Origin of the sequence: Microbacterium lacus (assembly GCF_002812805.1) — a bacterium.
Taxonomy (GTDB): Bacteria; Actinomycetota; Actinomycetes; order Actinomycetales; family Microbacteriaceae; genus Microbacterium; species Microbacterium lacus_A.
The window spans coordinates 156,884-181,085 of sequence record NZ_NMUM01000019.1 but is presented as its reverse complement, the minus strand read 5'-3'; the positions used below and the strand labels follow the sequence as shown (position 1 = coordinate 181,085).

General features: G+C 67.4%; 21 protein-coding genes and 1 tRNA gene. 7 read left to right on the top strand and 15 right to left on the bottom strand.

Annotated elements, in window-relative coordinates:
• Positions 1-53: 53 nt before the first annotated feature.
• Positions 54-1,322, bottom strand: a complete 1,269-nt coding sequence (locus tag CGU34_RS06240; RefSeq protein WP_100809674.1) for an IS256 family transposase — start codon at positions 1,320-1,322, stop codon at positions 54-56.
• 58 nt (positions 1,323-1,380) lie between these two features.
• Complete coding sequence (locus tag CGU34_RS06235) at positions 1,381-2,103, bottom strand: ArgP/LysG family DNA-binding transcriptional regulator (RefSeq protein WP_100813616.1); 723 nt, start codon at positions 2,101-2,103, stop codon at positions 1,381-1,383.
• Positions 2,104-2,172: 69 nt separating this feature from the next.
• Between CGU34_RS06235 and CGU34_RS06230 the strand changes: the two genes are divergently transcribed.
• The gene (locus tag CGU34_RS06230) at positions 2,173-2,811 is read left to right on the top strand and encodes a LysE/ArgO family amino acid transporter (RefSeq protein ID WP_232711561.1); all 639 of its coding nucleotides are present in this window, start codon (positions 2,173-2,175) and stop codon (positions 2,809-2,811) included.
• A gap of 66 nt (positions 2,812-2,877) precedes the next feature.
• Here CGU34_RS06230 and rplA read toward each other — a convergent pair whose 3' ends face one another.
• The 12 genes from rplA to gabT all read right to left on the bottom strand — a co-directional run bounded on the left by rplA (position 2,878) and on the right by gabT (position 14,431).
• The gene (gene rplA / locus CGU34_RS06225; protein ID WP_036302115.1) at positions 2,878-3,567 is read right to left on the bottom strand and encodes a 50S ribosomal protein L1; all 690 of its coding nucleotides are present in this window, start codon (positions 3,565-3,567) and stop codon (positions 2,878-2,880) included.
• A 14-nt stretch (positions 3,568-3,581) separates the two neighbouring features.
• Entirely contained in the window at positions 3,582-4,013 is a 432-nt protein-coding gene (rplK, locus tag CGU34_RS06220) for a 50S ribosomal protein L11 (RefSeq protein ID WP_036302113.1), read from the bottom strand.
• Between the two features lie 122 nt (positions 4,014-4,135).
• Positions 4,136-5,251, bottom strand: coding sequence for a transcription termination/antitermination protein NusG (gene nusG / locus CGU34_RS06215; protein ID WP_157811242.1), 1,116 nt, complete (start codon positions 5,249-5,251; stop codon positions 4,136-4,138).
• A 74-nt stretch (positions 5,252-5,325) separates the two neighbouring features.
• Complete coding sequence (secE, locus tag CGU34_RS06210) at positions 5,326-5,604, bottom strand: preprotein translocase subunit SecE (RefSeq protein ID WP_036302121.1); 279 nt, start codon at positions 5,602-5,604, stop codon at positions 5,326-5,328.
• A gap of 48 nt (positions 5,605-5,652) precedes the next feature.
• A tRNA-Trp gene (locus CGU34_RS06205) sits at positions 5,653-5,725 on the bottom strand.
• A 148-nt stretch (positions 5,726-5,873) separates the two neighbouring features.
• A complete protein-coding gene (locus tag CGU34_RS06200; RefSeq protein ID WP_036302109.1) occupies positions 5,874-6,311 on the bottom strand; it encodes a pyridoxamine 5'-phosphate oxidase family protein in 438 nt (145 codons plus the stop codon).
• Positions 6,312-6,380: 69 nt separating this feature from the next.
• Positions 6,381-7,748: an NAD-dependent succinate-semialdehyde dehydrogenase gene (locus CGU34_RS06195; protein ID WP_036302119.1), complete on the bottom strand. Its 1,368-nt coding sequence runs from the start codon at positions 7,746-7,748 to the stop codon at positions 6,381-6,383.
• 21 nt (positions 7,749-7,769) lie between these two features.
• Positions 7,770-9,242, bottom strand: coding sequence for an NAD-dependent succinate-semialdehyde dehydrogenase (locus CGU34_RS06190; RefSeq protein ID WP_100813614.1), 1,473 nt, complete (start codon positions 9,240-9,242; stop codon positions 7,770-7,772).
• A complete protein-coding gene (locus CGU34_RS06185; protein ID WP_036302104.1) occupies positions 9,239-10,822 on the bottom strand; it encodes an APC family permease in 1,584 nt (527 codons plus the stop codon). The genes CGU34_RS06190 and CGU34_RS06185 overlap by 4 nt, the downstream gene beginning before the upstream one ends.
• Positions 10,819-11,703, bottom strand: coding sequence for a universal stress protein (locus CGU34_RS06180; protein WP_036302102.1), 885 nt, complete (start codon positions 11,701-11,703; stop codon positions 10,819-10,821). The genes CGU34_RS06185 and CGU34_RS06180 overlap by 4 nt, the downstream gene beginning before the upstream one ends.
• A complete protein-coding gene (locus CGU34_RS06175) occupies positions 11,700-13,058 on the bottom strand; it encodes a flavin monoamine oxidase family protein (protein WP_036302099.1) in 1,359 nt (452 codons plus the stop codon). The genes CGU34_RS06180 and CGU34_RS06175 overlap by 4 nt, the downstream gene beginning before the upstream one ends.
• 14 nt (positions 13,059-13,072) lie before the next feature.
• Entirely contained in the window at positions 13,073-14,431 is a 1,359-nt protein-coding gene (gene gabT, locus CGU34_RS06170) for a 4-aminobutyrate--2-oxoglutarate transaminase (RefSeq protein ID WP_036302097.1), read from the bottom strand.
• Between the two features lie 93 nt (positions 14,432-14,524).
• Here gabT and CGU34_RS06165 point away from each other — a divergent pair, with 93 nt between their 5' ends.
• Positions 14,525-16,078: a PucR family transcriptional regulator gene (locus CGU34_RS06165; protein ID WP_100813613.1), complete on the top strand. Its 1,554-nt coding sequence runs from the start codon at positions 14,525-14,527 to the stop codon at positions 16,076-16,078.
• 6 nt (positions 16,079-16,084) lie between these two features.
• On the opposite strand, the gene CGU34_RS06160 is transcribed toward CGU34_RS06165, so the two are convergent.
• Positions 16,085-17,563, bottom strand: a complete 1,479-nt coding sequence (locus CGU34_RS06160) for an XRE family transcriptional regulator (protein ID WP_100813612.1) — start codon at positions 17,561-17,563, stop codon at positions 16,085-16,087.
• Between the two features lie 125 nt (positions 17,564-17,688).
• Here CGU34_RS06160 and aceB point away from each other — a divergent pair, with 125 nt between their 5' ends.
• From aceB to CGU34_RS06135, 5 genes are read left to right on the top strand one after another with little or no spacing between them, the layout of a single operon-like run.
• Entirely contained in the window at positions 17,689-19,332 is a 1,644-nt protein-coding gene (gene aceB / locus CGU34_RS06155; protein WP_036298789.1) for a malate synthase A, read from the top strand.
• Positions 19,333-19,381: 49 nt separating this feature from the next.
• Complete coding sequence (locus tag CGU34_RS06150; protein WP_036298787.1) at positions 19,382-20,977, top strand: isocitrate lyase; 1,596 nt, start codon at positions 19,382-19,384, stop codon at positions 20,975-20,977.
• A 57-nt stretch (positions 20,978-21,034) separates the two neighbouring features.
• Positions 21,035-22,222 (top strand): ROK family transcriptional regulator, encoded by a 1,188-nt coding sequence (locus CGU34_RS06145; RefSeq protein ID WP_100813631.1) that lies wholly within the window; start codon positions 21,035-21,037, stop codon positions 22,220-22,222.
• Between the two features lie 27 nt (positions 22,223-22,249).
• Positions 22,250-23,323 (top strand): sugar ABC transporter substrate-binding protein, encoded by a 1,074-nt coding sequence (locus tag CGU34_RS06140; RefSeq protein ID WP_036298785.1) that lies wholly within the window; start codon positions 22,250-22,252, stop codon positions 23,321-23,323.
• Complete coding sequence (locus CGU34_RS06135; RefSeq protein WP_198517700.1) at positions 23,320-24,177, top strand: ATP-binding cassette domain-containing protein; 858 nt, start codon at positions 23,320-23,322, stop codon at positions 24,175-24,177. The genes CGU34_RS06140 and CGU34_RS06135 overlap by 4 nt, the downstream gene beginning before the upstream one ends.
• Positions 24,178-24,202: the final 25 nt, after the last annotated feature.

The window sequence follows — 24,202 nt, the reverse complement described above, 5'->3', positions numbered from 1 at the left end:
GGTCAAGTCCCGTGTTGTGGTGTCAATCCGGCTGCTTCCTTGATGGGTGAGGGTCAGGCGGTGAGGAACAGGTCGGGGCGCTCAGGCTCGGCGTGGTCTTGGAGTGTGTGGACGAGTTTGCGCATGGAGATGTCGGAGAGGTAGCGGCGTTCACCGTATTGCCATTCCTCGTGCTGCTCCTGCAGGACGGCGCCGATGAGGCGGGTGACGGAGTCGCGGTCGGGGAAGATCTGCACGACGTCGGCGCGGCGTTTGATCTCACGGTTGAGGCGCTCGATCGGGTTGTTGGACCAGACCTTCTGCCAATGCTCACGCGGGAGCGGCGCGAATCCGGTGAGGTCTGCTTCGGCAGCATTGAGCATGTCTGCGATCTCCGGGAACGACCCGCGGAGGGACGTGGAGACCTGGTGATACTGGGCGATCACGGCCTCGGGGGTGGTCTGCGCGAAGATCGTCGAGATCAGCGCGTTGACGGGCTTGGAGCGTGCCGATCCGAGCTTCTGGGTGACGTTACGAGCGAAGTGGACGCGGCATCTCTGCCAGCCCGATCCGGGGAGGATCGCTTTGACGGCGGCTTTGATGCCGGCGTGAGCGTCGGACGTGACGAGGGTCACGCCGAGCGGGTCTGTGTCGGTGGAGACTTTCAGACCGCGGTCGCGGAGGGAGCGGAGGAACTCGGTCCAGAAGTCCGTCGTCTCCGCGTCGCCGAGAGCCATCCCGAGGATCTCCCGACGGCCGTCGCCGCTGACCCCGGTCGCGACGATGAGGGCTTGGGAGAGAACCCGGCCACGGTGGCGCACGTCGAGGTAGGTGGCGTCCAGGAACAGGTACGGGAACCAGGTGTGATCGAGCCGGCGGTGCAGAAACTCGTGCACCACCTCATCGATCTCGGAGCAGATGCGGGAGACGGTGGACCGGCTGATGCCGGTGTCGTTGCCCAGCGCGCGGACGAGCTGGTCGACCTTGCGGGTGGAGACTCCGTCGATCCAGGCCTGGCAGATCACCGCGTAGAGCGCCTTGTCGACACGGCGGCGTGGGCTGAGCAGGCTCGGGAAGAACGACCCCTCCCGCAGCTTCGGAATCTGAATGTCGACCTCCCCCGCGGGCGTGGCGAGCGTCTTCGCGCGAGCACCGTTGCGACGCGTGGTGCGCTCCGCCGTGCGTTCGTAACGGGCCGCGCCGATCTTCGCGGTCGCTTCCGCGTCAACAAGGTCCTGCAGCCCCGCCTGCAGCATCCGACGGAACACGTCGGAATGGGCGAGGTCAGGATCGGCGAGGACTTCTGCGATCAGGGTCGTCAAGGCAGACTGATTCTGGGTCATCGTGGGATCTCTTCTTTGCTTCTTGGCGGAAACAACTGGTCATCCCACGATGGCCCTCCTACGTCAACGACGACGAGAACCCCGCAGGAATTGACACCAAGCTACGAGACGCACCCGCGGGGACGAAGGTCCGCGGCGGCGCCTCGGCAGATCCGCCGTGTGCGCGGAGCCACCGCGCTTGCAGGTCGTCTCGGCGGTCATATTCGATGACGGGCGCACGGGCGAGCGATTGCGCGTTCACCCCTCCCGCGAACCAGCGCCGCGCGAACACAGGGGTCGCGCATGCCCGATACGACATGACCCCGAGCGGCGTCACCGTGCAGCCGGCGACCGCGGCGCTCTGCGACGTCACAGCAGCCGAGACACTGCCGTCTGCGAGCAGACGTGCCGTGTAGTCCTGGTCGTCGCGATGCAGTTCGATCGCGACGTCCCCCTCGGCCACGATCCGAGCCACGGCGGGCAGAAACCAGGTGGCGAGGGAATCGGCATTGACCGCCAACGCCAGTCGCGCGGGTCCCTCTTCGTCGAGCCCGAGCGAGCGGAGGGTGTCGTGCTCGAGCAGGGCGAGCTGGCGGGCGAGGCGGACGACGGTCTCGCCCGCCTCGGTGGCGCGCAACGGCTTCGAGCGGATCAGCAATGTCCGACCGATCCGTTCCTCGAGCGCCCGGATTCGCTGGCTGACCGCGGACGGCGTGATGTGCAGCGTGCGCGCCGCGGCGTCGAGCGTGCCGGCATCGACCGCAGCGGCTACGGTCGCGACGAGTTCGAGCGGAAGTTTCATGAAGCCATGCTAATGGTGCGAAAGAAACGTGAGCTGGCCTTAATTGATCCGGCACCGTACCTTCGAGTCGTGCTCATCTCCGCCGTCTCGGGCCTCGGCCTCGGCTTTTCACTGATCGTCGCCATCGGCGCGCAGAACCTGTTCGTGCTGCGCCAGGGCATGCGTCGGGAACACATCGTGCTCGTCGCGACGATCTGTGCGGTCTCCGACGCCGTGCTGATCGCGCTCGGCGTCTCGGGCGTCGGCCTGGCACTGCAGGCACTGCCGTGGCTGACCGAGATCGTGCGCTGGGCGGGAGCGGTGTTCCTAGTGACATACGGATGCCTCGCCGCACGACGCGCGTGGCGCCCGAGCGGCGAGGTGCTGCTCCCGGCGCCGGGCCCGACCGCTCGGGCGACCGACGCCAGGACGGCGACGCAGACGAGCGCCGTCGCGGTCGCCTCGACGGCGCTCGCCCTGACGTGGTTGAACCCCCACGTCTACCTCGACACCGTGTTCCTTCTCGGTTCGATCGCGGCAACCTACGCGAGCCCGTGGGCCTTCGCCGCGGGTGCGATCGTCGCCAGTGCGGTCTGGTTCTCGGGCTTGGCGTTCGGCGCCCGCTACCTCGGCCGACTCCTCTCCACCGAGCGGGCCTGGCGCATCCTCGATGCCTCGATCGCCGTCGTCATGATCGTCCTCGGCATCAGCCTTGTCGTGTTCCGCTGAAACAACGACGGAACAACGACGAAGGGCCCCACCGTTTCCGGTGGAGCCCTTCGTTTATGCAGCGCGTCAGATCGCGTTGACGTCCAGCGGGATGCCGGGGCCGAACGTGGTCGACACTGCACCCTTCTGGATGTAGCGACCCTTGGAGCTGGACGGCTTCAGACGAACGATCTCGTCGAGCGCCGCCTTGATGTTCTCGTCGAGCTGCTCGGCCGAGAACGACGCCTTGCCGACCACGAAGTGAACGTTGGCGTGCTTGTCGACGCGGAACTCGATCTTTCCGCCCTTGATCTCCTCGACGGCCTTGGCCGGGTTGGGGGTCACGGTGCCGGTCTTCGGGTTCGGCATCAGACCACGGGGGCCCAGCACCTTTCCGAGGCGACCGACCTGGCCCATGAGCTCGGGCGTCGAGACGGCCGCGTCGAACGACGTGTAGCCGCCCGCAACCTTCTCGATGAGCTCGGCTCCACCGACCTCGTCGGCGCCGGCCGCGAGAGCAGCCTCGGCCGCGGGGCCCGTTGCGAAGACGATGACGCGGGCAGTCTTACCCGTGCCGTGGGGCAGGATGACGGTGCCGCGCACCATCTGGTCTGCCTTGCGGGGGTCGACGGCGAGCTTCAGCGCGACCTCGACGGTCGAGTCGAACTTCGCCGAGCCGGTCTCCTTCGCGAGGGCAACAGCCTCGGTCGGGGTGTAGAACGTGTCAGCCGCGATCTTCGCGGCGGCGGCCTGATAGGCCTTGGACTTGGTAGCCATAGTCGTTATTCCCCTCAGTCCTCAACCGTGATGCCCATGGAACGGGCGGTGCCGGCGATGATCTTCGAGGCGGCCTCGATGTCGTTCGCGTTCAGGTCAGGCTGCTTGACCTCGGCGATCTCGCGCACCTGAGCCTTGGTGAGCTTGGCCACCTTGGTCGTGTGCGGAGTCGGCGAGCCCTTGGCAACGCCAGCGGCCTTCTTGATGAGCTCGGCAGCGGGGGGCGTCTTCAGGATGAACGTGAAGCTGCGGTCCTCGTAGACGGTGATCTCGACGGGGATGACGTTGCCGCGCTGGGCCTCGGTCGCCGCGTTGTACGCCTTGCAGAACTCCATGATGTTGACGCCGTGCTGACCGAGCGCGGGCCCGATCGGCGGCGCCGGGTTGGCGGCTCCGGCCTTGATCTGGAGCTTGATCAGGCCGGTCACCTTCTTCTTGGGTGCCATTCTTGTTTCCTCTCATCGACCGGATGCTTCTGCATCCGCTCTCCCGCGCACCCGGCATTTCCGGATCGCGGTTCTCCGGAGCAGAACTCCGGAAGCCTGTATTAGTTCCTACTGCTTGCTTTTTACTGCTTCGTGACCTGGTCGAACGACAGCTCGACCGGGGTCTCGCGCTCGAACAGTGACACCAGCACCGTGAGCTTGCCGCTCTCGGGCTTGATCTCGCTGATCGTGCCGGGCAGGCCCGCGAACGAGCCTTCCTTGATCGTGATCGTCTCGCCGACCTCGAAGTCGACCTCGGTGACGATGCTGCGCGCCTGCGTCGCCGAACCCTTGCCGCTGCCGGACTTCGCCGTGGCGACTTCCTTGATCTCGACGAGGGACTTCAGCATGTTGAAGGCCTCTTCGAAACGAAGGGGCGTGGGGTTGTGGGCGTTGCCGACGAAGCCGGTCACGCCGGGCGTGTGGCGAACGACCGACCAGGTGTCTTCGTTCAGGTCCATGCGCACGAGCACGTAGCCCGGGATACGGACACGCGTGACCATCTTGCGCTGGCCGTTCTTGATCTCGACGACGTCCTCCATCGGGACCTCGATCTGGTAGATCTCGTCCTCGACCTCGAGCGACGACTTGCGCTGCTCGATGTTCGCCTTCACCTTGCGCTCGAAGCCGGCGTACGAGTGGATGACGTACCACTTGCCCGGCAGGTAGCGCAGTTCGGCGCGGAACGCCTCGTACGGGTCAGCCTCGGCGTCGTCTTCGGATTCGCCGTCTTCGGATTCGCCGTCGACGGATGCCTCGGCGTCATCGACGACTGCCGCAGCTGCGTCGACCTCTGCCACGAAGTCCTCGTCCAGGACGGGCGCGTCGGGCTCACCGTTGATGTCGGGACCGTCGTAGGGGGTGACCTCTTCGGCATCCTCGGCTGCGCGCTCGGACTCTTCGTCCTCGAGCGAATCGGTCAGGACCTCGGCGGCGGCTTCGGCCTCGGCGGCCTCGTCGATGTGCAGGGCGTCGTTCACGATAGCGTCGGCCTCCGGGTCGTCGATCTCGATGTCGTCCAGTTCAGCGAAGTCTTCGTCGTCGTCCCCGTCACTCACGACGTGCAGCGCGGCGTGCTCCGCAGGCTCGACCGAGCGCTCCTCGGCAGCGAGCTGGTCGCCCTCCTGCGCCTCGTCGTCCTCACTGGACTGCTCGGCGGCCGTCGCCCAGTCGGCGTCGTCGGTGAATCTTTCGGTCACTGGATCACTTCCGTTGATGACGGCCTGTTCGGGCCGCCGATGATTCGGTCTGGGTGCGTCTGGCCGGGGTGTGTCTACGCGCCGACGAGTTCGCCGGGCGTTCCGAAGACGACCGAGGCCATCCAGGAGAAGACGAAGTCGAGGCCGTAGACGATCGCCATCATGACGACGACGAATCCGAGCACCACCGCGGTGAACTTCAGCAGTTCCTGGCGCGTCGGCGTGACGACCTTGCGGAGCTCGGCGAACACCTGCCGGATGAACAAGACGAGGCGGGCGAAGAAGCCGGGCTTCTTTCCGCGATCCGTCTTGCCCGCCGCGACGATCTCGCCGTTCGGCTCGTCTTGGGCCACTGCACTCACCTGAATGTACCTTTCGTGTGTCAGCTCGGGGCTGACGCGCAGGGCGGACAGGAATCGAACCTGCAACCTGCGGTTTTGGAGACCGCTGCTCTGCCAATTGAGCTACCGCCCTAAGGACCGTTTCCGGCCCCGGGTCCACACTCTTGCACCGTGCTCACGAACAGGATTTCGCCCGACCGCGGGCACGGCAAAGAATGCAGATTTCGACTGCACCGCAAGTCTACGTCATGCCCGGGGAAGGTCGCGAATGCCTCTCGCGCTCAGGAGTCCGCCGCGCCGTACCGGTCGGGCTCCGGTCCGATCTCGAAAGCGCGACCTGTGAGAGAGACAGGCGCGACGCGCACGTAGTTGTACTTGAGGGTCGGGATCCACGGGCGCAGCGGCAACTCGTCTGCGGCATGGACCTCGTCGCTCACCGTGAGTCGGTGGGCATGCCCCCGCACGACGACGCTCCACGCATCCGTTCCCGAGTGGTCGTCCACCTCGAACAGCACCTCGTCGTTCACCGTGAGTTCGAAGAGCTTGCTGCCCTCGGCCGTGCGGAAGACGATCGTCTCGTCGTCCACGACGTAATTGACGGGGAAGATGTCGAGAACATGCCCCACGTGTGTGACGAGCCTGCCAAGCTGCTGCGTTCGCAGACGATCCCAGCACTCCTGCGCTCCCAGGCGACTGACTGCTTCGTTCATCTCGTCCATGAGACAGACCTCCTCATCCCTATCGTCCCCCGAACGACAGGGAGCCACCAGCCGCGGCGGCCGTGAATATCAGGGACCGACCCGGATGAGCTTCTTGTTGACGAACTCGTCTGCTCCCAGCAGGCCCATTTCGCGCCCCGTGCCGGAACGCTTGACCCCCCCGAACGGCAGTTCGGGCGAGTCCGCGAGCACGAGGTTGACGTAGACCATGCCGGCGTCGATCGCGTCGGCCACCCGCTCGGCCTGCGCTTCGTCCGTCGTGAACACATAGGAGCCGAGCCCGAAGCCGGTGTCGTTCGCCAGGGCCACCGCCGCCGCCTCGTCGGCGACGCGGTAGACGACGCCGACGGGTCCGAAGAACTCTTCGCCGTAGGCATCCATCTCGGGCGTGACGTCGGTCAGCACCGTGCCCGGGAAAAAAGCGCCATCGCGCACACCGCCCGTGACGAGCGTCGCGCCCTGCTCGACAGCGCGTTGCACCTGCTGCTCGAGACGCTCGGCCGCCGCAAGCGACGACAGGGGACCGAGCACCGTGTCCTCGCTCATCGGGTCACCGACCGTCGCGGCACTCATCGCCGCGGCGAACTTCTCCACGAAAGCGTCGTACAGCCCGTCGACCACGACGAAGCGCTTGGCGCCGTTGCAAGACTGGCCGACGTTGTCCAGGCGCGCCTCGACGGCGGCCTCCACCGCACCGTCGAGGTCGTCGGTCGAGAACAGCAGGAACGGGTCCGAGCCACCGAGCTCGAGCACGACCTTCTTCAGGCTGCGGCCGGCGGCCTCGGCGACCGCCGCGCCCGCGCGCTCCGATCCCGTGACCGAGACGCCCTGCACGCGCGGGTCGGCGATGATCGTCGCCGCCTGCTCGTTGGTGGCGTACAGATTGACGTAGACACCCTCGGGGAACCCGGCGTCGAGATACATCTGCTCGATCGCCGCGGCGGACTCCGGGCACTGCGGCGCGTGCTTGAGCAGGATCGTGTTGCCGATCGCGACGTTCGGAGCGGCGAACCGGGCGACCTGGTAGTACGGGAAGTTCCACGGCATGATCCCGAGCAGCGGACCGAGCGCTGACCGTCGAACGACTGCCGTGCCCTCGCCGAGGATGTCGATCGGCTGGTCGGCCGTGATCTTCGCGGCGTTGTCGGCGTAGAACTGCGTGATGTCGGCGGCGAAGTCGACCTCACCGAGGGCAGCGGCGAGCGGCTTGCCCATCTCGCGCACGATGATCTCGGCGAGTTCGTCCCGACGCTCGCGGTGCAGGTCGGCCACGCGGTTCAAGCGCTCGGCGCGTTCGGCGACGGATGCGTCGCGAGCCCAGTCGCGATAGGCGGTCGCGGCGGCTGCGACTCCCGCCTCGATCTGCGCGTCCGTGAAGGTCTCGTACGAGGCAAGAGTCTCACCCGTGGCCGGGTTGACGACGGCGTATTCGGTCATGATCGCTCCCATTCGTCCGCGTCAGTCGACGGGGATCAGCGTGTACTTGGTCGAGAGATATTCGTGGATGCCCTCGAGGCCGCCCTCGCGCCCGATGCCGGACTGCTTGACGCCCCCGAACGGTGCGGCCGCGTTCGAGACGACACCGACGTTCAGTCCCATCATCCCCGTCTCGAGGCGATCGATCATCCGGTGCCCACGCGCGAGGTCCTTCGTGTACACGTAGGACACCAGCCCGTACTCGGTGTCATTCGCGAGGCGAACGGCCTCGTCCTCGTCACGGAAGCGGGCGATCGCCAGCACGGGGCCGAATATCTCTTCGCGCAGAATCTCGCTGCCCGCGACCACATCGGAGATGACCGTGGGCTGGAAGAACGATCCCTCGCCCTCGATCGCCGAACCGCCCGTGACCAGGCGCGCGCCGCGATCGACGGCGTCCGAGACGAGCGCGGATGCCTTGGCCACCGCGTCGTCGTCGATGAGCGGCCCGATCTGCACGTCGTCCTCCGTGCCGCGGCCGATGCGCATCGCGGCGACCCGCTCACCCACACGGCGGGCGAACTCGTCGGCCACCGCGTCGTGCACGATGAACCGGTTCGCGGCCGTACAGGCCTGACCGATATTGCGGAACTTGGCCTGCATGGCCCCGTCCACGGCCTTATCGATATCGGCGTCCTCAAACACGACGAACGGCGCGTTGCCGCCGAGTTCCATCGAGACGCGCAGCACACCCTCGGCGGCCTGCGCGATGAGCTTGCGCCCCACCCCCGTCGAGCCGGTGAACGAGAGCTTCCGCAGCCGCGGGTCGGCGATGATCGGCGCGGCCAGCTTCGATGACGACGACGAGTTGACGACATTGACGACGCCGGCGGGCAGTCCCGCCTCTTCCAGGATGGTGGTGAAGAGCATCGTGGTGAGCGGTGTCAGCGCGGGAGGCTTGATCACGACGGTGCACCCCGCGGCGAGCGCCGGGGCGATCTTGCGCGTCGCCATCGCGAGCGGGAAGTTCCACGGCGTGATGAAGAACGACGGGCCGACCGGACGCTGCGAGACCACCATTCGACCGGTGCCCTCGGGGTTGAGCCCGTAGCGGCCGGCGATCCGCACGGCCTCTTCCGAGAACCAGCGCAGGAACTCGCCGCCGTAGGCGACCTCACCGCGCGCCTCGGCGAGCGGCTTGCCCATCTCGAGCGTCATGACGAGCGCCAGGTCTTCCTTGCGCTCCTGCACCAGGTCGAACGCGCGGCGCAGGATGTCGCTCCGCGTCCGCGGCGGCGTCGCGGCCCAGGCGTCCTGCGCGGCCACGGCCGCATCGAGGGCGCGCATGCCGTCTTCGGGCGTCGCATCGGCGATCGTCTTGATGACGGCGCCCGTCGCGGGGTCGCGGACGTCGAAGGTGCGAGCGCCCGTCGCATCCGTCCACTCGCCCCCGATGAAGAGACCGGAGGGGATGGATGCCAGCAGTGCGGCTTCGCGCTCGGGGGTGATGCTCATCGGTGGGATTCCTTTCGTGCGCTTCGTCCTCTGAGGGAACGTGCGCTGATGGGTGCGTCGAGGGACAGGGTTTCACCGCGGAAGAACGCGGGGCTGCGGAAGCGCTGGATCACCATGATCACGATGCCGAGGCCGATGATCACGACCCCGAGCACGAACACGCTGCCGAGGCCGAACCATTCGGTTCCGCTGCCGTAGTCGGGGTCCATGCTCTCGACCAGCGTGATGACGAACAGTGCCGCCAGGATGATCCCGCCGACGAGGGGGAACAGCAGGGTGAAGAAGACGTTCCGCACCGAGTCGAACCACTGCTTGCGGAAGTACCAGACGCACGCGAAGGCCGTGATGCCGTAGTAGAAGCAGATCATCAGACCGAGGGTCGTGATGGTGTCCCAGAGCACGTTCTCGTTCACGAAGCGCATGACGGCGTAGAAGACCGACGCGATCACGGCCGACACGATCGTGGCGTAGCCCGGGGTGAAGAAGCGCGGCGTGACGGCGGCGAACTTCTTCGGCAGGGCCCCGTAGTGCCCCATCGCCAGCAGGGTGCGCGCCGGTGAGACGAACGTCGACTGCAGCGACGACACGGACGACGTGAGTACGGCCAGCGAGACGAGGAACGCGAGGGGTCCGAGGATCGGACCGCTCAGGAAGAAGAACACGTTGCTCTGGATGTCCTCGTTGCCGAGTCCCAGTTCACCCGTTCCGATACCGGCGAACGCCAGCAGCGAGATCGCGATGAGCAGGTAGAGGACGACGATCGTGATGACCGTCAGGGTCGCGGCGCGTCCCGGCGTCTTCTCGGGGTCTTTCGTCTCTTCGTTCATCGTGAGGGTGACATCCCACCCCCAGAAGATGAAGATCGACAGCGAGAGTCCCGCAACGACGGCCGTGAACGAGCCGACGGCGAACGGGTTGAACCACGACAGTTCGGGCATCGACGCGTCGAAGGCGTTGCCCTGTGCGACGTGAACGAACGCAGCTATCGCGAACACGACGAGCACGAGCACCTGGAAGCCGACGAGGAAGTACTGCAACTTCTGGGTGGTCTGCATGTCGCGGTACGAGATCAGCGTGGCGCCGAGCATGAAGGCCAGACAGACGGCGACGTTGATGAACGGGTTGAATGCCAGGTCGGCGATCGCGCCGTTCGTCTGAGCGATCTGGTCGATCAGCAAGAAGAAGAATTCGACGGCTATGCCCGCGAGATTCGACAGCACCAGGATCGTGGCGGCGATCAGCCCCCAGCCGGCCATCCAGCCGACCCACGGACCGAACGCGCGGGCGGCCCAGGTGAACGATGTGCCGGAGTCCGGCATCTGGCGGTTGAGTTCGCGATAACCGAACGCGACCAGCAGCATCGGAATGAATCCGATGAGGATGATCGCGGGTACCTGGAATCCGACCTCGGACACCGTGGGACCGAGGGCCGCCGTCAGTGTGTAGGCCGGGGCGATGCACGAGATACCGATGACGACCGCGCCGATCAGGCCGACCGTCCCGGCGCTCAGGCCCTTCTTGGAGAGTCCCCCGGTCACCGGGTCCCCGGTTTCGGCGACGCTCTTTCGGGTGGTGCTCATGCGCGTTCTCCTTCCACAGCGTGCGTTCGGGGCACGACGATCATGGGCACCGGAAGGGTCCGGAGCATCTTGGCGGCGGTCGAACCGAGGAACAGGCGACGCGGCTGCGCGAGCCTGCTCGACCCGACCAGGACGACCTCGCCGTCCTGCCAGTCGAGTTCGGCGACGGCATCTTCGATGCTCGCACCCTGGGCGGCGGATGCTTCGGCGACGATGTCGGCCGGAAGCCCCGCGCGCGCCTGCGACAGCACCATGTCGGCGTGCGTCGAACCGGCAAGACGGATGACGCCGGTGTCGACTCCCGAGGGGAGGTCGATCGTCACGAGCGACACGAGTCGTAGTGTCGCGCCGGTGGCGGCGGCGAGCGAGACGGCGTCATCGATCAGGGCGTCCGCGCCGGGACGCGTGCCGACCGCGGCGGTGATGCGCGTCAGCGGCGCCGTCACGGTGCGGGCGCCGGCGGGGGCGAGCACGACGGGCACGGTCGACGAGTGCAGGAGTTCATTCGCGACCGCACCGAGGGTGTAGCGCCCCAGGATCCCGCCCGGCGAGGCACCGACGACGATGTACGCCGCGCCCAGTTCCGTGGCTACCTCGAGAAGTCCCTCAGCGAACGAGTCCGAATAGCGAACGTGCGTGGCGTGGGCGAGCCCCGCGGGGAGGGCAGCGACGGCCGAGTCGAGCCATCCGGCGGCCTGCTCGCGCACGTACGCGTCGTAGCTGGCATCCGGCGGCACGACGGCCCCGCGGCCCTCATCGAGCAGGACGGTGACGAGTTCGACCTGTCCACCAGACGCGGTGGCGAGCCGGGCGGCAAGAGCCGCGGCGTCGGCGCCGGAATCGGTCGCCGTGTAGCCGACGACGAAAACGGGTGCGCTCATGCGCGGGCCTCCTCGATGATGTGTGCCGCGGCTTCGCGACCCATGCGGATCGCCCCGTCGACGTGCTGGTAACCGGCGCCTGCCAGATCACTGCAGGCGAAGTGGATGGGGCCGACCGGGGTGCGCAGATCCACACCGTAGCGAGCGAGACCACCGAGGTCGAAGCTCGCGGCGTAGGCCCCGCGCGTCCACTCTTCGGAGCCCCAGTCACTCTCGTAGTAGACGACGGGGTCTTTCGCCTCGGGCCCGTAGTAGTGCGAGAGGGACTCAAGGATGCGCTCCTTGCGCTCCTCGGCGCTCAGCCGGAACAGATCGTCGGCGGTCTGGTCCGAGACGAAGCCGACGAGCGTTCCGCGGGAGTCACCGTGGTTGGTGTTGTCGTAGGCCTCGTGCGAGAGCTCGTACGGGCTGAACGCGGTACCCGAGAGCCCCTTGGCGCGCCAGAACGGGGTCTCGTAGACCGCGTGGACCTTGATGACGAAACCCATCGACAGGTGTTGGTGCATCTGGTGCTGCAACCGCGGCAGCGGCGGCACGTACGAGATGCGCGAGTAGAGGTTCGGGGCGAGCGCGATGATGGCGAATCGCGCACGCACGGTCGTGGTGTCGGCGATGGCGGTGACCGCGGTCTCGCCCCACTCGAGCGTTCGCACGGGCTGGTTCAGCAGCACGTCTTCGCCGAGGCGCTCCGCGAGCAAGATCGGAACCTGCTGGAGTCCCCCGACGACGCGCTTGTCGAGGATGAAGTCGGCGTCGACCAGGTGGGAGTACGACCCGGCGGAGGCTGCCATCAGGAGCGACTGCAGCAGCGAGAAGGTATGTGTCGGCTTGGTGAGCATCGCCGAACCGGTCGCGAAGGCGAGGTTCCGCACGGCTTCGTCGTCGTCGGTCTGTGCGCGCAGCCACGCGTCCCACGAGACACGATCCCACTCGGCTGCCTTCTCGTGCGCCCAGGGCCGGTCGGGGTCGATCTCGGCGACCATCGCGTCGAGCCGCTCGGTGATCTCGGCGATGACGCGCTCGGTCTCCGCCGAGACGGGGAACATCTCGCCCGTGAAGCGGTGCGCGACGCCATCCGGTCCGACATACACGCTGTCGCCCTCGCGGTATCGACTGAACGTCTCGAGACCGAGCTCGGCGACCGTGTCGATCAGCGCGTCCTGGTCGGGCGAGACCCACTGCCCGCCGATCTCGAGCATGGCTCCGTCGATCTCGTCGGTCCAGAGCCGGCCGCCGACGCGGTCGCGGGCCTCGAGCACGGCGACCGACAGCCCGGCCTTGCGAAGCGTATTCGCCGCGGTCAGTCCCGCAGCCCCCGCCCCGATGACAACGACGTCACGGGTGATCTCGTTCATCTGGCGTTTCTCCTTCAGTCGCGAGCGAGGGCGCCCTCGACAACGTCGAGACCCTCGTTCAGCAGGTGGTTCGGGATGGTCAGCGGCGGCAAGAACCGGATGATGTTCCCGTGCGTACCGCACGTCAGCACGATCACGCCGTTCGCGATGCAGTCCTTCGCGACCCGAGCTGTGAGCGCACCGTCCGGCTCTCCCGTCTCGGGGTCGACGAACTCGGCGGCGATCATCGCGCCGAAACCGCGCACGTCGCCGATGCGGGCGTCCGTTGCGGCCAGGGCGCGCAGTCGGGATGTCAGGATGTCGCCGATCTCGGTCGCCCGCTCGAGCAGTCCATCCTCGACGTAGGACTCGATCGCGGCGAGCGCCGCGACGCAGGCGAGCGGGTTGCCGCCGTAGGTGCCGCCCAGTCCACCCGTGTGCGTGGCATCCATCATCTCGGCGCGGCCCGTCACACCCGAGAGGGGTAGGCCGTCGGCGATGCCCTTGGCCGTGACGACGAGGTCGGGCACGATGCCGAAGTGCTCGCTGGCGAACCAGCGGCCGGTGCGGGCGAAGCCTGTCTGCACCTCGTCGGCGATGAAGACGACGCCGTTTTCGCGGCACCAGTCCGCGAGCGCGTTCAAGAAGCCGTCGGCGGGCACGATGAATCCGCCCTCGCCCTGGATGGGTTCGATGATGACCGCCGCGACGTTGTCGGCGCCGACCTGCTTCTCGATGTGCAGGATCGCCTTCTTCGCGGCCTCGGGCCCCGTCAGTCCGTCGCGGAACGGGTAGGACATGGGCGCGCGGTAGATCTCGCCGGCAAACGGTCCGAAGCCGTGCTTGTACGGCATGTTCTTCGCCGTCAGTGCCATCGTCAGGTTCGTGCGGCCGTGGTACGCGTGGTCGAACGCGACGATCGCGTGGCGTTTGGTGTACTTGCGGGCGATCTTGACCGCGTTCTCGACGGCCTCGGCCCCCGAGTTGAACAGGGCCGTCCGCTTTTCGTGGTCGCCGGGGGTGAGGTCGTTGAGCGCCTCGGCAACGGCCACGTAGGACTCGTACGGCGCAATCATGAAGCAGGTGTGCGTGAAGCGGGCCAACTGTTCAGTGACCGCGGCCACGACACGCGGGTTCGCGTTACCCGCTGTCGTGACCGCGATCCCCGACCCCAGATCGATGAGTGAGTTGCCATCTGCGTCGACGACGACGCCCCCGCCTGCGGCGACGGCCGCGATCGGGACCGTGTGCCCGACGCCCGACGCGACCGCGGCGGCCTTGCGGTCCAGGATCTCGCGGGACCGGGGGCCCGGCAGGTCGGTGACGAGGCGGCGCTCCTGAGGGAGCGAGGGCCCCCCGAGGGGCAGCGCGGTGAAGCTCTCGATGACACTCATGATCCGGAGCGTAGGCCCGGATGACTGGGCCGCGCACTCGCCGCCGTGTACAACTTTGCCGCACACACTATCCACCGCGTATAGCCTGGCCCCGTGGCCTCCTCCGCTCCCCCGACCCCGTCGGCACCCACGTTGCGTGCGCTGCTGGCGCGCACCGACCTTGCCCTGCGGCTTGCCGGTGCGGACGGAGAGTTGAACGACGACGCCCTCGACCGTCCGATCCGCTGGATCCACAGTTCGGACCTCGCCGATCCCACCCCGTTTCTCTCCGAAGGGCTCGCGCTCCTCACGACGGGGACGCAGTTCCTCGACACGGACGAAGCGGACGACGCGTCGATCTACGACGAGTACGTCGCGCGGCTGTCCGCCCGGGGCGTTGTCGCCCTCGGCTTCGGCACCGAGGTCGTGCGCGAGGGCATCCCCGACGGGCTCGACGCGGCGTGCCGCGCGCACCGGATGCCCCTGGTCGAGGTTCCCTATCGCACCCCCTTCATCGCGGTGGCCCGTGCCAACGCCGAGGCCGTCGCGGCCCAGACCTACGCGCGCCGCAGCTGGGCCCTGGCGGCACAGCGGGCGATATCGCTCGCGGCACTCCGTCCCGACGGACTCGGCGCGACCCTCGCGGAGCTGTCTCGACAGCTCGACACCTGGGTGGGCCTGTTCGACGCGACGGGCACATTGACGCGCCAGCATCCTTCGGGCCTCGAAGCCGACGTCTTCGCCGGTTTGCACGACGAGGCGCGGCGGGTCCTCCGGCGCGGAGCACGCGCGGGATCGACGCTGCGGGTCGGAGACATCCCCTTCACCCTCCAGACGCTCGGCCGCGGCGGGCGCCTGCGTGGAGCCATCGCTATCGCGGCGGGCGACCTCGACCAAGAGAGTCGCAGCGTCGTGACCGCGGTCATCGCGATGGCCGGCCTCGCGCTCGAGCAAAGCGAGGGGGCGGCGCGGGCACGCGGACAGCTCCGGGCGGGCGTTGTTCAGCTGCTGCTATCCAGCCAGCCGAACATCGCCGCGCGCATCGCCCGCGAGACGTGGGGCGGACTGCCCGAGGCGCCCGTGGTCGTGGCGGTCACGGATGCCGCGGCCGCGCGCCGCGAGACGGTGACCGACCGCCTCGAGCTGCTCGCCGAAGAACACCGGGGTCGCATCTTCTTCGGTCGTGAGGCATCCGGAGTCGTCATCGTCCTCACCCCCGGCGAGACGAGCGTGCTCGCCGAAGTGGCCGGGGACCTGGGTCTGCGGATCGGGCTGTCCGGTCCGACCGCGTACGACGGGTTCGCCGCCGCGGCCGCCCAGGCGCGCACGGCGCGGGACCGCGGGACGGGCAGCGGGGTCACACCGTTCGCCGATCCCGCCGTGGGCGGCGTGCTCGCACTGCTGGGCGGTCCGGACGCCCGCGCCGCCGGGCGAACTCAGCTGGAGCCCCTGCTCCGACACGATGCCGAGCGGGGCACCGCGCTCGTCGACACGGTGCGGTCGTGGCTCGAGCACGACGGCTCCCACGAGGCGACGGCGCGGGCCCTCGGCATCCATCGCCATACCGTCCGCGCGCGCGTGGCCACGGCCGGTCGCCTGCTCGAGCGCGACCTGACGACCTTCGCCGCCCGCGCAGAAGTCTGGGCCGCGCTTCGCACCCTCGTCTGAGCGCGATCAGCGCGGGGCGTGCGCGTCCAAGAACTCGTAGACATCGGTCGTGTCGACGCCGGGGAACGACCCCGTCGGCAGCGTCGCGAGAAGGGTCCGCGGGGTGCGCACGTTCGGCCAGGCCTGGTCACGCCAGGCGTCCTCGAGGTCGGCGGGGGCCCGACGGCAGCAGACCTCGACCGAATGCTTCGAGACGCCGCGATTCGGGGTGTCCCGACCGATGAACCACCTGGTGTCGTCGAACCGCACCCCCACGCTCACCGAGTGGGCTCCCTCGCTGGATGCCTCGACGCGGGCTGTGCACCAATAGGTTCCGTTGCCGGTGTCGGTGTACTGGTAGTACGGGTTGAAGCGGTCGTCGACGTCGAAGACGACGCGGCTCGTCCAGCGTCGGCAGCACATCTGACCCTCGATCGAACCCAGCCGGTCGGTCGGGAAGTTCACGTCGTCGTTCTCATAGGCCTTCGTGATCGTGCCCGACTCGTGCACCTTCAAGAAGTGCACCGGGATGTCGAGGTGCCGGGTCGCGAGGTTCGTGAAGCGGTGCGCCGCCGTCTCGTACGACACCGAGTAGGCGTCGCGCAGGTCCTCGATCGAGATCGCCCGCCGCGACTTCGCCTCGTGCAGGAACGGCACGGCGTGCGCCTCGGGAATCAGCAGGGCACCCGTGAGGTAGTTCGTCTCGACGCGCTGGCGGAGGAATTCCGCGTAGCTCGTCGGCTCGGCGTGCCCCAGGATCCGGCTCGACAGCGCCTGCAGAACGGCCGTCCGGGGATCACCCTTCGCCGAGATTCTGCTCGAGAGGTAGAGCCGCCCGTTCTTCAGGTCCGCCACGCTCCGCGTCGTCTGCGGCAGGTCGGGCACGTAGTGGATCGTGAAGCCGAGGTGCGCCGCAATATCTGACGCCGAACGCTGCGTGAGGGGTCCGCCCGGGTGCCGCACGGCCTCGAGGATGCGGACGGCGTGCTCTTCGAGTTCGGGGAAGTGATTGTGCTGGCGCCGCATCAGGTGGCGCAACTCGACGTTGGCGCGGCGGGCCTCTTCGGGGGTGGCGGCACGCTCGTCGCGCAGACGCTCGATCTCGCCCTGCAGCGCCAGCATCGTGCGCAGCGCCTCGGTCGGCAGCGTCTTGCCGATCCGGAACGGCTCGATACCGAGCGCGCGGAACGTCTGCCCCGACATGGCGCGCTCGAGAGAGATCTCGAGCACCGAGCGCTCGTCCAGGGGCTCGGACTCGAGGAGGGCGTCGAGGCTCGTGCCGAGCGCGCGGGCGATCGAGCGCAGCAGGCTGAGCTTCGCCTCGCGCTTGCCGGTCTCGATCATCGACAGCTGGCTCGGCACCCGGTCGACGGCCGCGGCGAGCTCGTCGAGCGTCATTCCGCGGGCGGTGCGCAGTTGACGGATGCGTCGGCCGATCGTCAGGGGATCCACCTCTTCATCCTCGTCGGGCTCGAGACCGTGAACCGGGCGCGTGACGCTGCTCATACCCCGATTCTGTCACGAAAGCAGAATTTTGCTAGAACTTCACACCCTCATCGACAAGTTCAGTGCCCCAATTTCGCCCACAGTGGAGACAAGCCCACCGAGGCGCCGATCCCGAAGGACAGATCATGACCATCACAGAAACCCGCACGCCGCCCCTGACCACGACCGCTCCCTCGATCGAGGTCCTCGGCGCACTCGGCAACCGGTACGACGAGATCCTCAGTCCCGATGCACTCGCGTTCCTCACCGAACTGCACCACCGCTTCTCGTCCCGTCGGCATGATCGCCTCGCCGACCGGTTGCGTCGCCGGTTCGAGATCGGCAACGGTCACGACCCGCGCTTCCGCGACGACACCGCACACATCCGCGCCGACGACAGCTGGCGGGTCGCGGGCGCCGGACCTGGACTCGAAGACCGCCGCGTGGAGATCACCGGGCCGACCGACCCGAAGATGACGATCAACGCCCTCAACTCCGGCGCGCGGGTGTGGCTGGCCGATCAGGAGGACGCCACGTCCCCCACCTGGAAGAACGTGATCGAGGGCCAGCTGTCGCTGCGTGACGCGATCCGCGGCGAGCTGTCGTTCACGTCGCCGGAAGGCAAGACCTACAGCGTGACCGCCGAGCGCACCCCCACCATCGTGATGCGCCCGCGCGGCTGGCACCTGGGCGAGAACCACATGCGGTACACCGATCGCGCGGGACGGCAACTCGCGGCATCCGGATCGCTCGTGGACTTCGGCCTCTACTTCTTCCACAATGCCCAAGCGCTCATCGATTCGGGACGCGGACCCTACTTCTACATCGCCAAGCTCGAATCCAGCGAAGAGGCGAAGCTCTGGGACGACGTGTTCTCATTCAGCGAGAAGTACCTCGGCATTCCCCACGGCACAATCCGCGCGACCGTGCTGATCGAGACACTCCCCGCCGCGTTCGAGATGGATGAGATCCTCTACGAGCTACGCGACCACTGTGCCGGCCTGAACGCGGGCCGCTGGGACTACATCTTCTCGATCATCAAGAACTACCGCGGACGCGGAGCGCGCTTTGTCCTACCCGACCGCAGCGAAGTGACGATGACGGTGCCGTTCATGCGCGCCTACACCGAACTGCTCGTGAAGACCTGTCACAAGCGTGGAGCCTTTGCGATCGGCGGCATGAGCGCGTTCATCCCGAACCGTCGTGACCCCGAGGTGACCGCACGCGCCTTCGAGAAGGTCGCCGCCGACAAGAAGCGCGAGGCCGGCGACGGGTTCGATGGCACGTGGGTGGCGCACCCCGACCTGATCCCGACCGCGATGGCCGAGTTCGACGCCGTGCTCGGCGACCGACCGAACCAGCTCGATCGCCAACGCGACGACGTGCAGGTGAAGGCGGCGGACCTGCTCGACGTGCACATCGGCAGGCCCGTGACCGCCGCGGGCGTGCACGCGAACGTGTCGGTCGCGATCCGCTACATCGAAGCGTGGCTGCGCGGCCTCGGAGCCGTGGCGATCGACAACCTCATGGAGGATGCGGCAACCGCCGAGATCTCGCGCAGCCAGGTGTGGCAGTGGATCCATCAAGACCGCTCCACCGCGGAAGGCGACCCGATCACCCGCGAGTACATCGAGGGTCTCATCGGCGAGGTGCTGCGCGAGGTCGACCGACGCGAGGGAGACCGCTACGAAGACGCCGCGCAGATCTTCCGCGAAGTGGCGTTGGGCCAGGACTTCCCGGCGTTCCTCACGCTCCCCGCATACGCGAAGTACCTCGTCGAGACCGACTGACCGCGCTTTTCGAGCCCCACTATCCACCCCATATTCCGAAGGAATTGACATGACCCACTACGAAGACGACATCGCAGCCGTCGACGCTCTCAAGAAACAGAACGGCCCGAGCTGGGATGCCATAACCCCCGAGTACGTCGCGCGCATGCGCGCACAGAACCGCTTCAAGACCGGGCTGGAGATCGCCCAATACACGGCCGACATCATGCGGCGCGACATGGCGGAGTACGACGGCGACTCGTCGCTGTACACGCAGTCCCTGGGCGTATGGCACGGCTTCATCGGGCAGCAGAAGCTCATCTCCATCAAGAAGCACTTCAAGACCACGAAGAAGCGCTACCTCTACCTGTCGGGGTGGATGGTGGCGGCAATGCGCTCGGAGTTCGGTCCGCTACCCGACCAGTCCATGCACGAGAAGACCTCGGTGCCGGCCCTCATCGAAGAGCTGTACACCTTTCTTCGCCAGGCCGATGCGCGCGAACTCGACCTTCTCTTCACGAAGCTCGACGCAGCCCGTGCCGCAGGCGATGAGACTGCCGAAGAATTCATCCATTCCCAGATCGACAACTACGAAACGCACGTGGTGCCGATCATCGCCGACATCGATGCCGGCTTCGGCAATCCTGAGGCAACATACCTGCTCGCGAAGAAGATGATCGAGGCTGGCGCCTGCGCCATCCAGATCGAGAACCAGGTCTCGGATGAGAAGCAATGCGGCCACCAGGACGGCAAGGTCACGGTTCCGCACGACGACTTCATCGCAAAGCTCCATGCCGTCCGCTATGCGTTCCTCGAACTCGGGATCGAGAACGGCATCATCGTCGCGCGCACCGACTCGCTCGGCGCAGGCCTCACACAGAAGCTCGCCGTCTCGCAGACGCCGGGCGATCTCGGCGACCAGTACAACGCGTTCCTCGATGTCGAAGAGATCCCCTCGTCCGACCTCGCCGACGGCGACGTCGTCATCCGACGCGACGGCAAACTGCTCCGCCCGCGGCGGCTCGCCAGCAACCTGTACCAGTTCCGCCCCGGCACGGGCGAGGCCCGATGCGTGCTCGACTGCATCACCTCGTTGCAGAACGGCGCCGACCTGCTGTGGATCGAGACGGAGAAGCCCCACGTCGAACAGATCGCGGGCATGGTGGATGAGATCCGCAAGGTGATCCCGACCGCGAAGCTCGTCTACAACAACAGTCCGTCGTTCAACTGGACGCTGAAGTTCCGTCAACAGGCGTACGACCTTCTGGTCGCCCAGGGGGCCGATGTGTCGGCCTACGACCGCGCCGACCTGATGAGCGTTTCCTATGACGACACAGAGCTCGCACGCCTAGCCGACGAGAAGATCCGGACGTTCCAGAAGGATGGCTCGGCCCGCGCGGGAATCTTCCATCACCTCATCACCCTGCCGACCTACCACACGGCTGCGCTGTCGACGGATGACCTCGCCAAGGGCTATTTCGGAGACGAGGGGATGCTCGCCTACGTCACGGGCGTTCAGCGCCGAGAGATCCGCGAGGGCATCGCGACGGTGAAGCACCAGAACATGGCAGGCAGCGACATCGGCGACAACCACAAGGAGTACTTCGCGGGCGACGCGGCGCTCAAGGCGGGCGGCAAAGACAACACGATGAGCCAGTTCGGCTGAGCCACCTCGCGAGATCATCAGGATGCACGCCCGGAGGGGTCCGCTACAGTGAGCGACGTGGCACGGTTCCAGGCCTCTCCGGGCTCGCAGACCTCTCTGCGTGAGGCGAACCGCGCCCGCGTGATCGACAGCCTCAAGCGGTATGGCCGCCTCACACAGGTAGAACTTGCCGGCATCACGGGCCTCTCCCCCGCCACGGTGTCCAACATCGTGAAAGAGCTGACCGCAGCGGGCGTCCTGAACACGTCGATCACCTCGCGCAGTGGTCGCCGGGCAACCCTCGTCTCGCTCGCGCGTCACCTCGGGATCGTCGCTGGGGCGCACTTCTCGTCGCGGCACCTGCACATCGCGATCGCCGATGCGACGCGAACGATCGTCACGCAATCGACACTGCCATTGCCCGTAGATCATCGGCACGACGCCGAGCTCGACCGCCTTGCCCTGCTTCTGAGCGACATGATGGACTTGATCGGCGGCTCGCTGTCCGACATCTTGGCGATCGGCCTGGGTCTTCCCGCGCCGGTCGATCCACGAACCGGGCGGATCTCCACCCCCGGCCTGTTGCGCGGATGGGAGGGCGTGGATATCGCGCAAAGCCTGTCGGCGCGCACGGGTCGCCCGGTGTTCATCGACAGCGAAGCGAACCTCGGCGGCCTCGCCGAGGCGCGGGAGGGGGCCGCGCGCACGTCCGCGTCGTCCGTCTACCTCCGGGTGGGACAGACCATCAGCGCGGGACTCGTCGTGGGCGGTGACCTCTTCCGCGGCGTGAACGGCAAGGCCGGTCAGATCGGGCACATCACCCTCGACGAGAACGGGCCCGTCTGTCGCTGCTCCAACCGCGGTTGCCTCGAAACCTACGCGGGTGGCCCCGCCCTGCTGAGCCTGTTCGCGCCCGACGGCGGCTTCCGTCGCCTGGGCGACCTCGTGCAGGCCGCCGAACTCGGGGACGGCCGCGCACGTCGGGTGATCGCCGACGCGGGCAAGCACCTCGGCATCGCGGCGGCCAGCCTGACCAATCTCTTCGACCCCGAGGCGATCGTGGTCGGCGGCGAACTCGCCCGGGCCGGCGAGATTCTCCTCGCGCCGATGCGCCACGCCCTCGAGCGCGCCGCCCTCTCGGCTTCGGGTGAGCTGCCCGAAATCGTCGAGTACAGCTTCGGGGAGTGGACCGAGACGCGGGGCGCGATCGCGCTCGCGCTCGATCACGTGAGCGTCGATTCGGAGTCCGTCGCTCTTCCCGCGTGATGGCGACCCTAGACTCATCGCGTGTCGATGGGGATTCGCGATGGTCAGCCTGGCCGTGCTCGCACGGCGATCGCGTGCGCCTCGGCACTTCTTCTTCTTGCCGCGATGCTCACAGGTTGCAACGCGTTCGCGGGCGGAGCGGACAAGATCGGACTGCTGCTGCCCGATGCGAAGACCGCTCGCTACGAGAGCTTCGATCGGCCCTTCTTCGAGCAGCGCGTCGCCGAACTCGGTGACTACGAGGTTCTCTACGCCAACGCCGATCAAGACATGGGTAAGCAGCAGGAGCAGGCCGAGTCGCTCCTGGCCGCGGGGGTCTCGGTGCTCGTGCTCGACCCGGTCGATGCCGAGGCGGCCGTCAGCATCGTCAACTCCGCGTCGGGGATGGGCGTGCCCGTCGTGGCATACGACCGCCTGATCGCAGGTGGCGACATCGCGTACTACGTCTCGTTCGATAACGCGCTCGTCGGTGTGCTCCAGGCGCAAGCGCTCGTCAACGCGCTCGCGACCGGCGGCACCGGCGGGATTCTGATGGTCAACGGGTCCCCGACCGACAGCAATGCTCCCCAGTTCGAGGAGGGCGCCCTGAGCGTCATCAACTCCAGCCATCTGACCGTTCTCGCCTCGTATGACACGCCCGACTGGAGTCCCGATAAGGCGCAGGAGTGGGTGGCCGGGCAGGTGGCCCGGTTCGGGTCGCAGATCGAGGGCGTGTACGCGGCGAACGACGGCACCGCGAGCGGCGCCATCTCTGCGCTTCGCAGCGCGAACGTCGATCCCCTGCCGCTCGTGACGGGACAGGATGCCGAGCTGACCGCGATTCAGAGGATCATCACGGGGGATCAGTTCATGACGGTCTTCAAGGACGTGCGTCCCCAGGCGCGAAAGGCGGCCGAAGTCGCCGTCGCTCTGGCCCGCGGCGAAGAAGTGACGTCGAGCGTCGAGGTGAGCGGCATCCCTGCCACCCTGCTGATGCCGGTCGCCGTCACACAGAAGAACATCGCGGAGACGGTGCTCGCCGACGGCTTCTGGTCGTGGGAGCAGGTCTGCACGGAGGACTACGCCGAGGCGTGCGCCGCCGCCGGGTTGGTGGCACCGTGAGCCACGAGCGCATTCTGACCGTTACCGCCGCGACGAAGCGCTTCGGCGCGGTGACTGCCCTGAGCGCGGTGGACTTCTGGGTGGACGAGGGCGAGGTCGTGGCTCTGGTCGGAGACAACGGCGCGGGCAAATCGACTCTGGTGAAGATTCTGGCCGGCGTGCATGCGCCAGACAGCGGATCCCTCGAGTACGACGGGCGCGTCGTCTCGCTCTCCGACCCGGCGGACGCGAACGATCTCGGAATCGCGACCGTCTTCCAGGATCTTGCCCTGTGCGAGAACCTGGATGTCGTCGCGAACGTCTGGCTCGGACGCGAGCTCGTCACCGAGGGACGCCTCGACGAGGTCGAGATGGAGCAGCGCACCTGGTCTCTCCTCCGAGATCTCTCGGCGCGGATCCCGTCGGTGCGCGACCACGTGTCGACGCTGTCGGGCGGGCAGCGTCAGACGGTGGCGATAGCCCGCTCGCTCGTCGGCGAACCGAAGATCGTGATCCTCGACGAGCCGACCGCCGCCCTCGGCGTTGCGCAGACGGCCGAGGTGCTCAACCTGATCGAGCGACTGCGAGAGCGCGGACACGGTGTCGTGCTGGTCAGCCACAACATGGCGGACGTGATGGCGGTGGCCGATCGCGTCACGGTCCTGCGCCTCGGACGCAACAACGGCGTTTACAACGTGGCCGACATCACGACCGAGACTTTGCTCGCGGCGATCACCGGCGCTATGGAACCGACAGCATCCGCGCCGCCCCGCGTCACCCGCACCGATCCCGCCGCGATCACCATGCCCGGCCACGCGGCGGACGTCGTGTCTCTCGCGGATCGCAATGGCCGACGACGGGGGCGGATCACATGAGCGCGTCCGAGTCCGCGCGCGAATC

Bases quoted from the DNA above. Each gene is read 5' to 3' on its own strand.
- CGU34_RS06195 (WP_036302119.1), bottom strand. From the start codon at position 7,748: ATGACCGAATACGCCGTCGTCAACCCGGCCACGGGTGAGACTCTTGCC.
- rplK (WP_036302113.1), bottom strand. From the start codon at position 4,013: ATGGCACCCAAGAAGAAGGTGACCGGCCTGATCAAGCTCCAGATCAAG.
- gabT (WP_036302097.1), bottom strand. From the start codon at position 14,431: ATGAGTGTCATCGAGAGCTTCACCGCGCTGCCCCTCGGGGGGCCCTCG.
- CGU34_RS06240 (WP_100809674.1), bottom strand. From the start codon at position 1,322: ATGACCCAGAATCAGTCTGCCTTGACGACCCTGATCGCAGAAGTCCTC.
- CGU34_RS06160 (WP_100813612.1), bottom strand. From the start codon at position 17,563: ATGAGCAGCGTCACGCGCCCGGTTCACGGTCTCGAGCCCGACGAGGAT.
- aceB (WP_036298789.1), top strand. From the start codon at position 17,689: ATGACCATCACAGAAACCCGCACGCCGCCCCTGACCACGACCGCTCCC.
- CGU34_RS06180 (WP_036302102.1), bottom strand. From the start codon at position 11,703: ATGAGCGCACCCGTTTTCGTCGTCGGCTACACGGCGACCGATTCCGGC.
- CGU34_RS06140 (WP_036298785.1), top strand. From the start codon at position 22,250: ATGGGGATTCGCGATGGTCAGCCTGGCCGTGCTCGCACGGCGATCGCG.
- CGU34_RS06175 (WP_036302099.1), bottom strand. From the start codon at position 13,058: ATGAACGAGATCACCCGTGACGTCGTTGTCATCGGGGCGGGGGCTGCG.
- rplA (WP_036302115.1), bottom strand. From the start codon at position 3,567: ATGGCTACCAAGTCCAAGGCCTATCAGGCCGCCGCCGCGAAGATCGCG.
- CGU34_RS06150 (WP_036298787.1), top strand. From the start codon at position 19,382: ATGACCCACTACGAAGACGACATCGCAGCCGTCGACGCTCTCAAGAAA.
- CGU34_RS06235 (WP_100813616.1), bottom strand. From the start codon at position 2,103: ATGAAACTTCCGCTCGAACTCGTCGCGACCGTAGCCGCTGCGGTCGAT.
- CGU34_RS06200 (WP_036302109.1), bottom strand. From the start codon at position 6,311: ATGGACGAGATGAACGAAGCAGTCAGTCGCCTGGGAGCGCAGGAGTGC.
- CGU34_RS06190 (WP_100813614.1), bottom strand. From the start codon at position 9,242: ATGAGCATCACCCCCGAGCGCGAAGCCGCACTGCTGGCATCCATCCCC.
- CGU34_RS06185 (WP_036302104.1), bottom strand. From the start codon at position 10,822: ATGAGCACCACCCGAAAGAGCGTCGCCGAAACCGGGGACCCGGTGACC.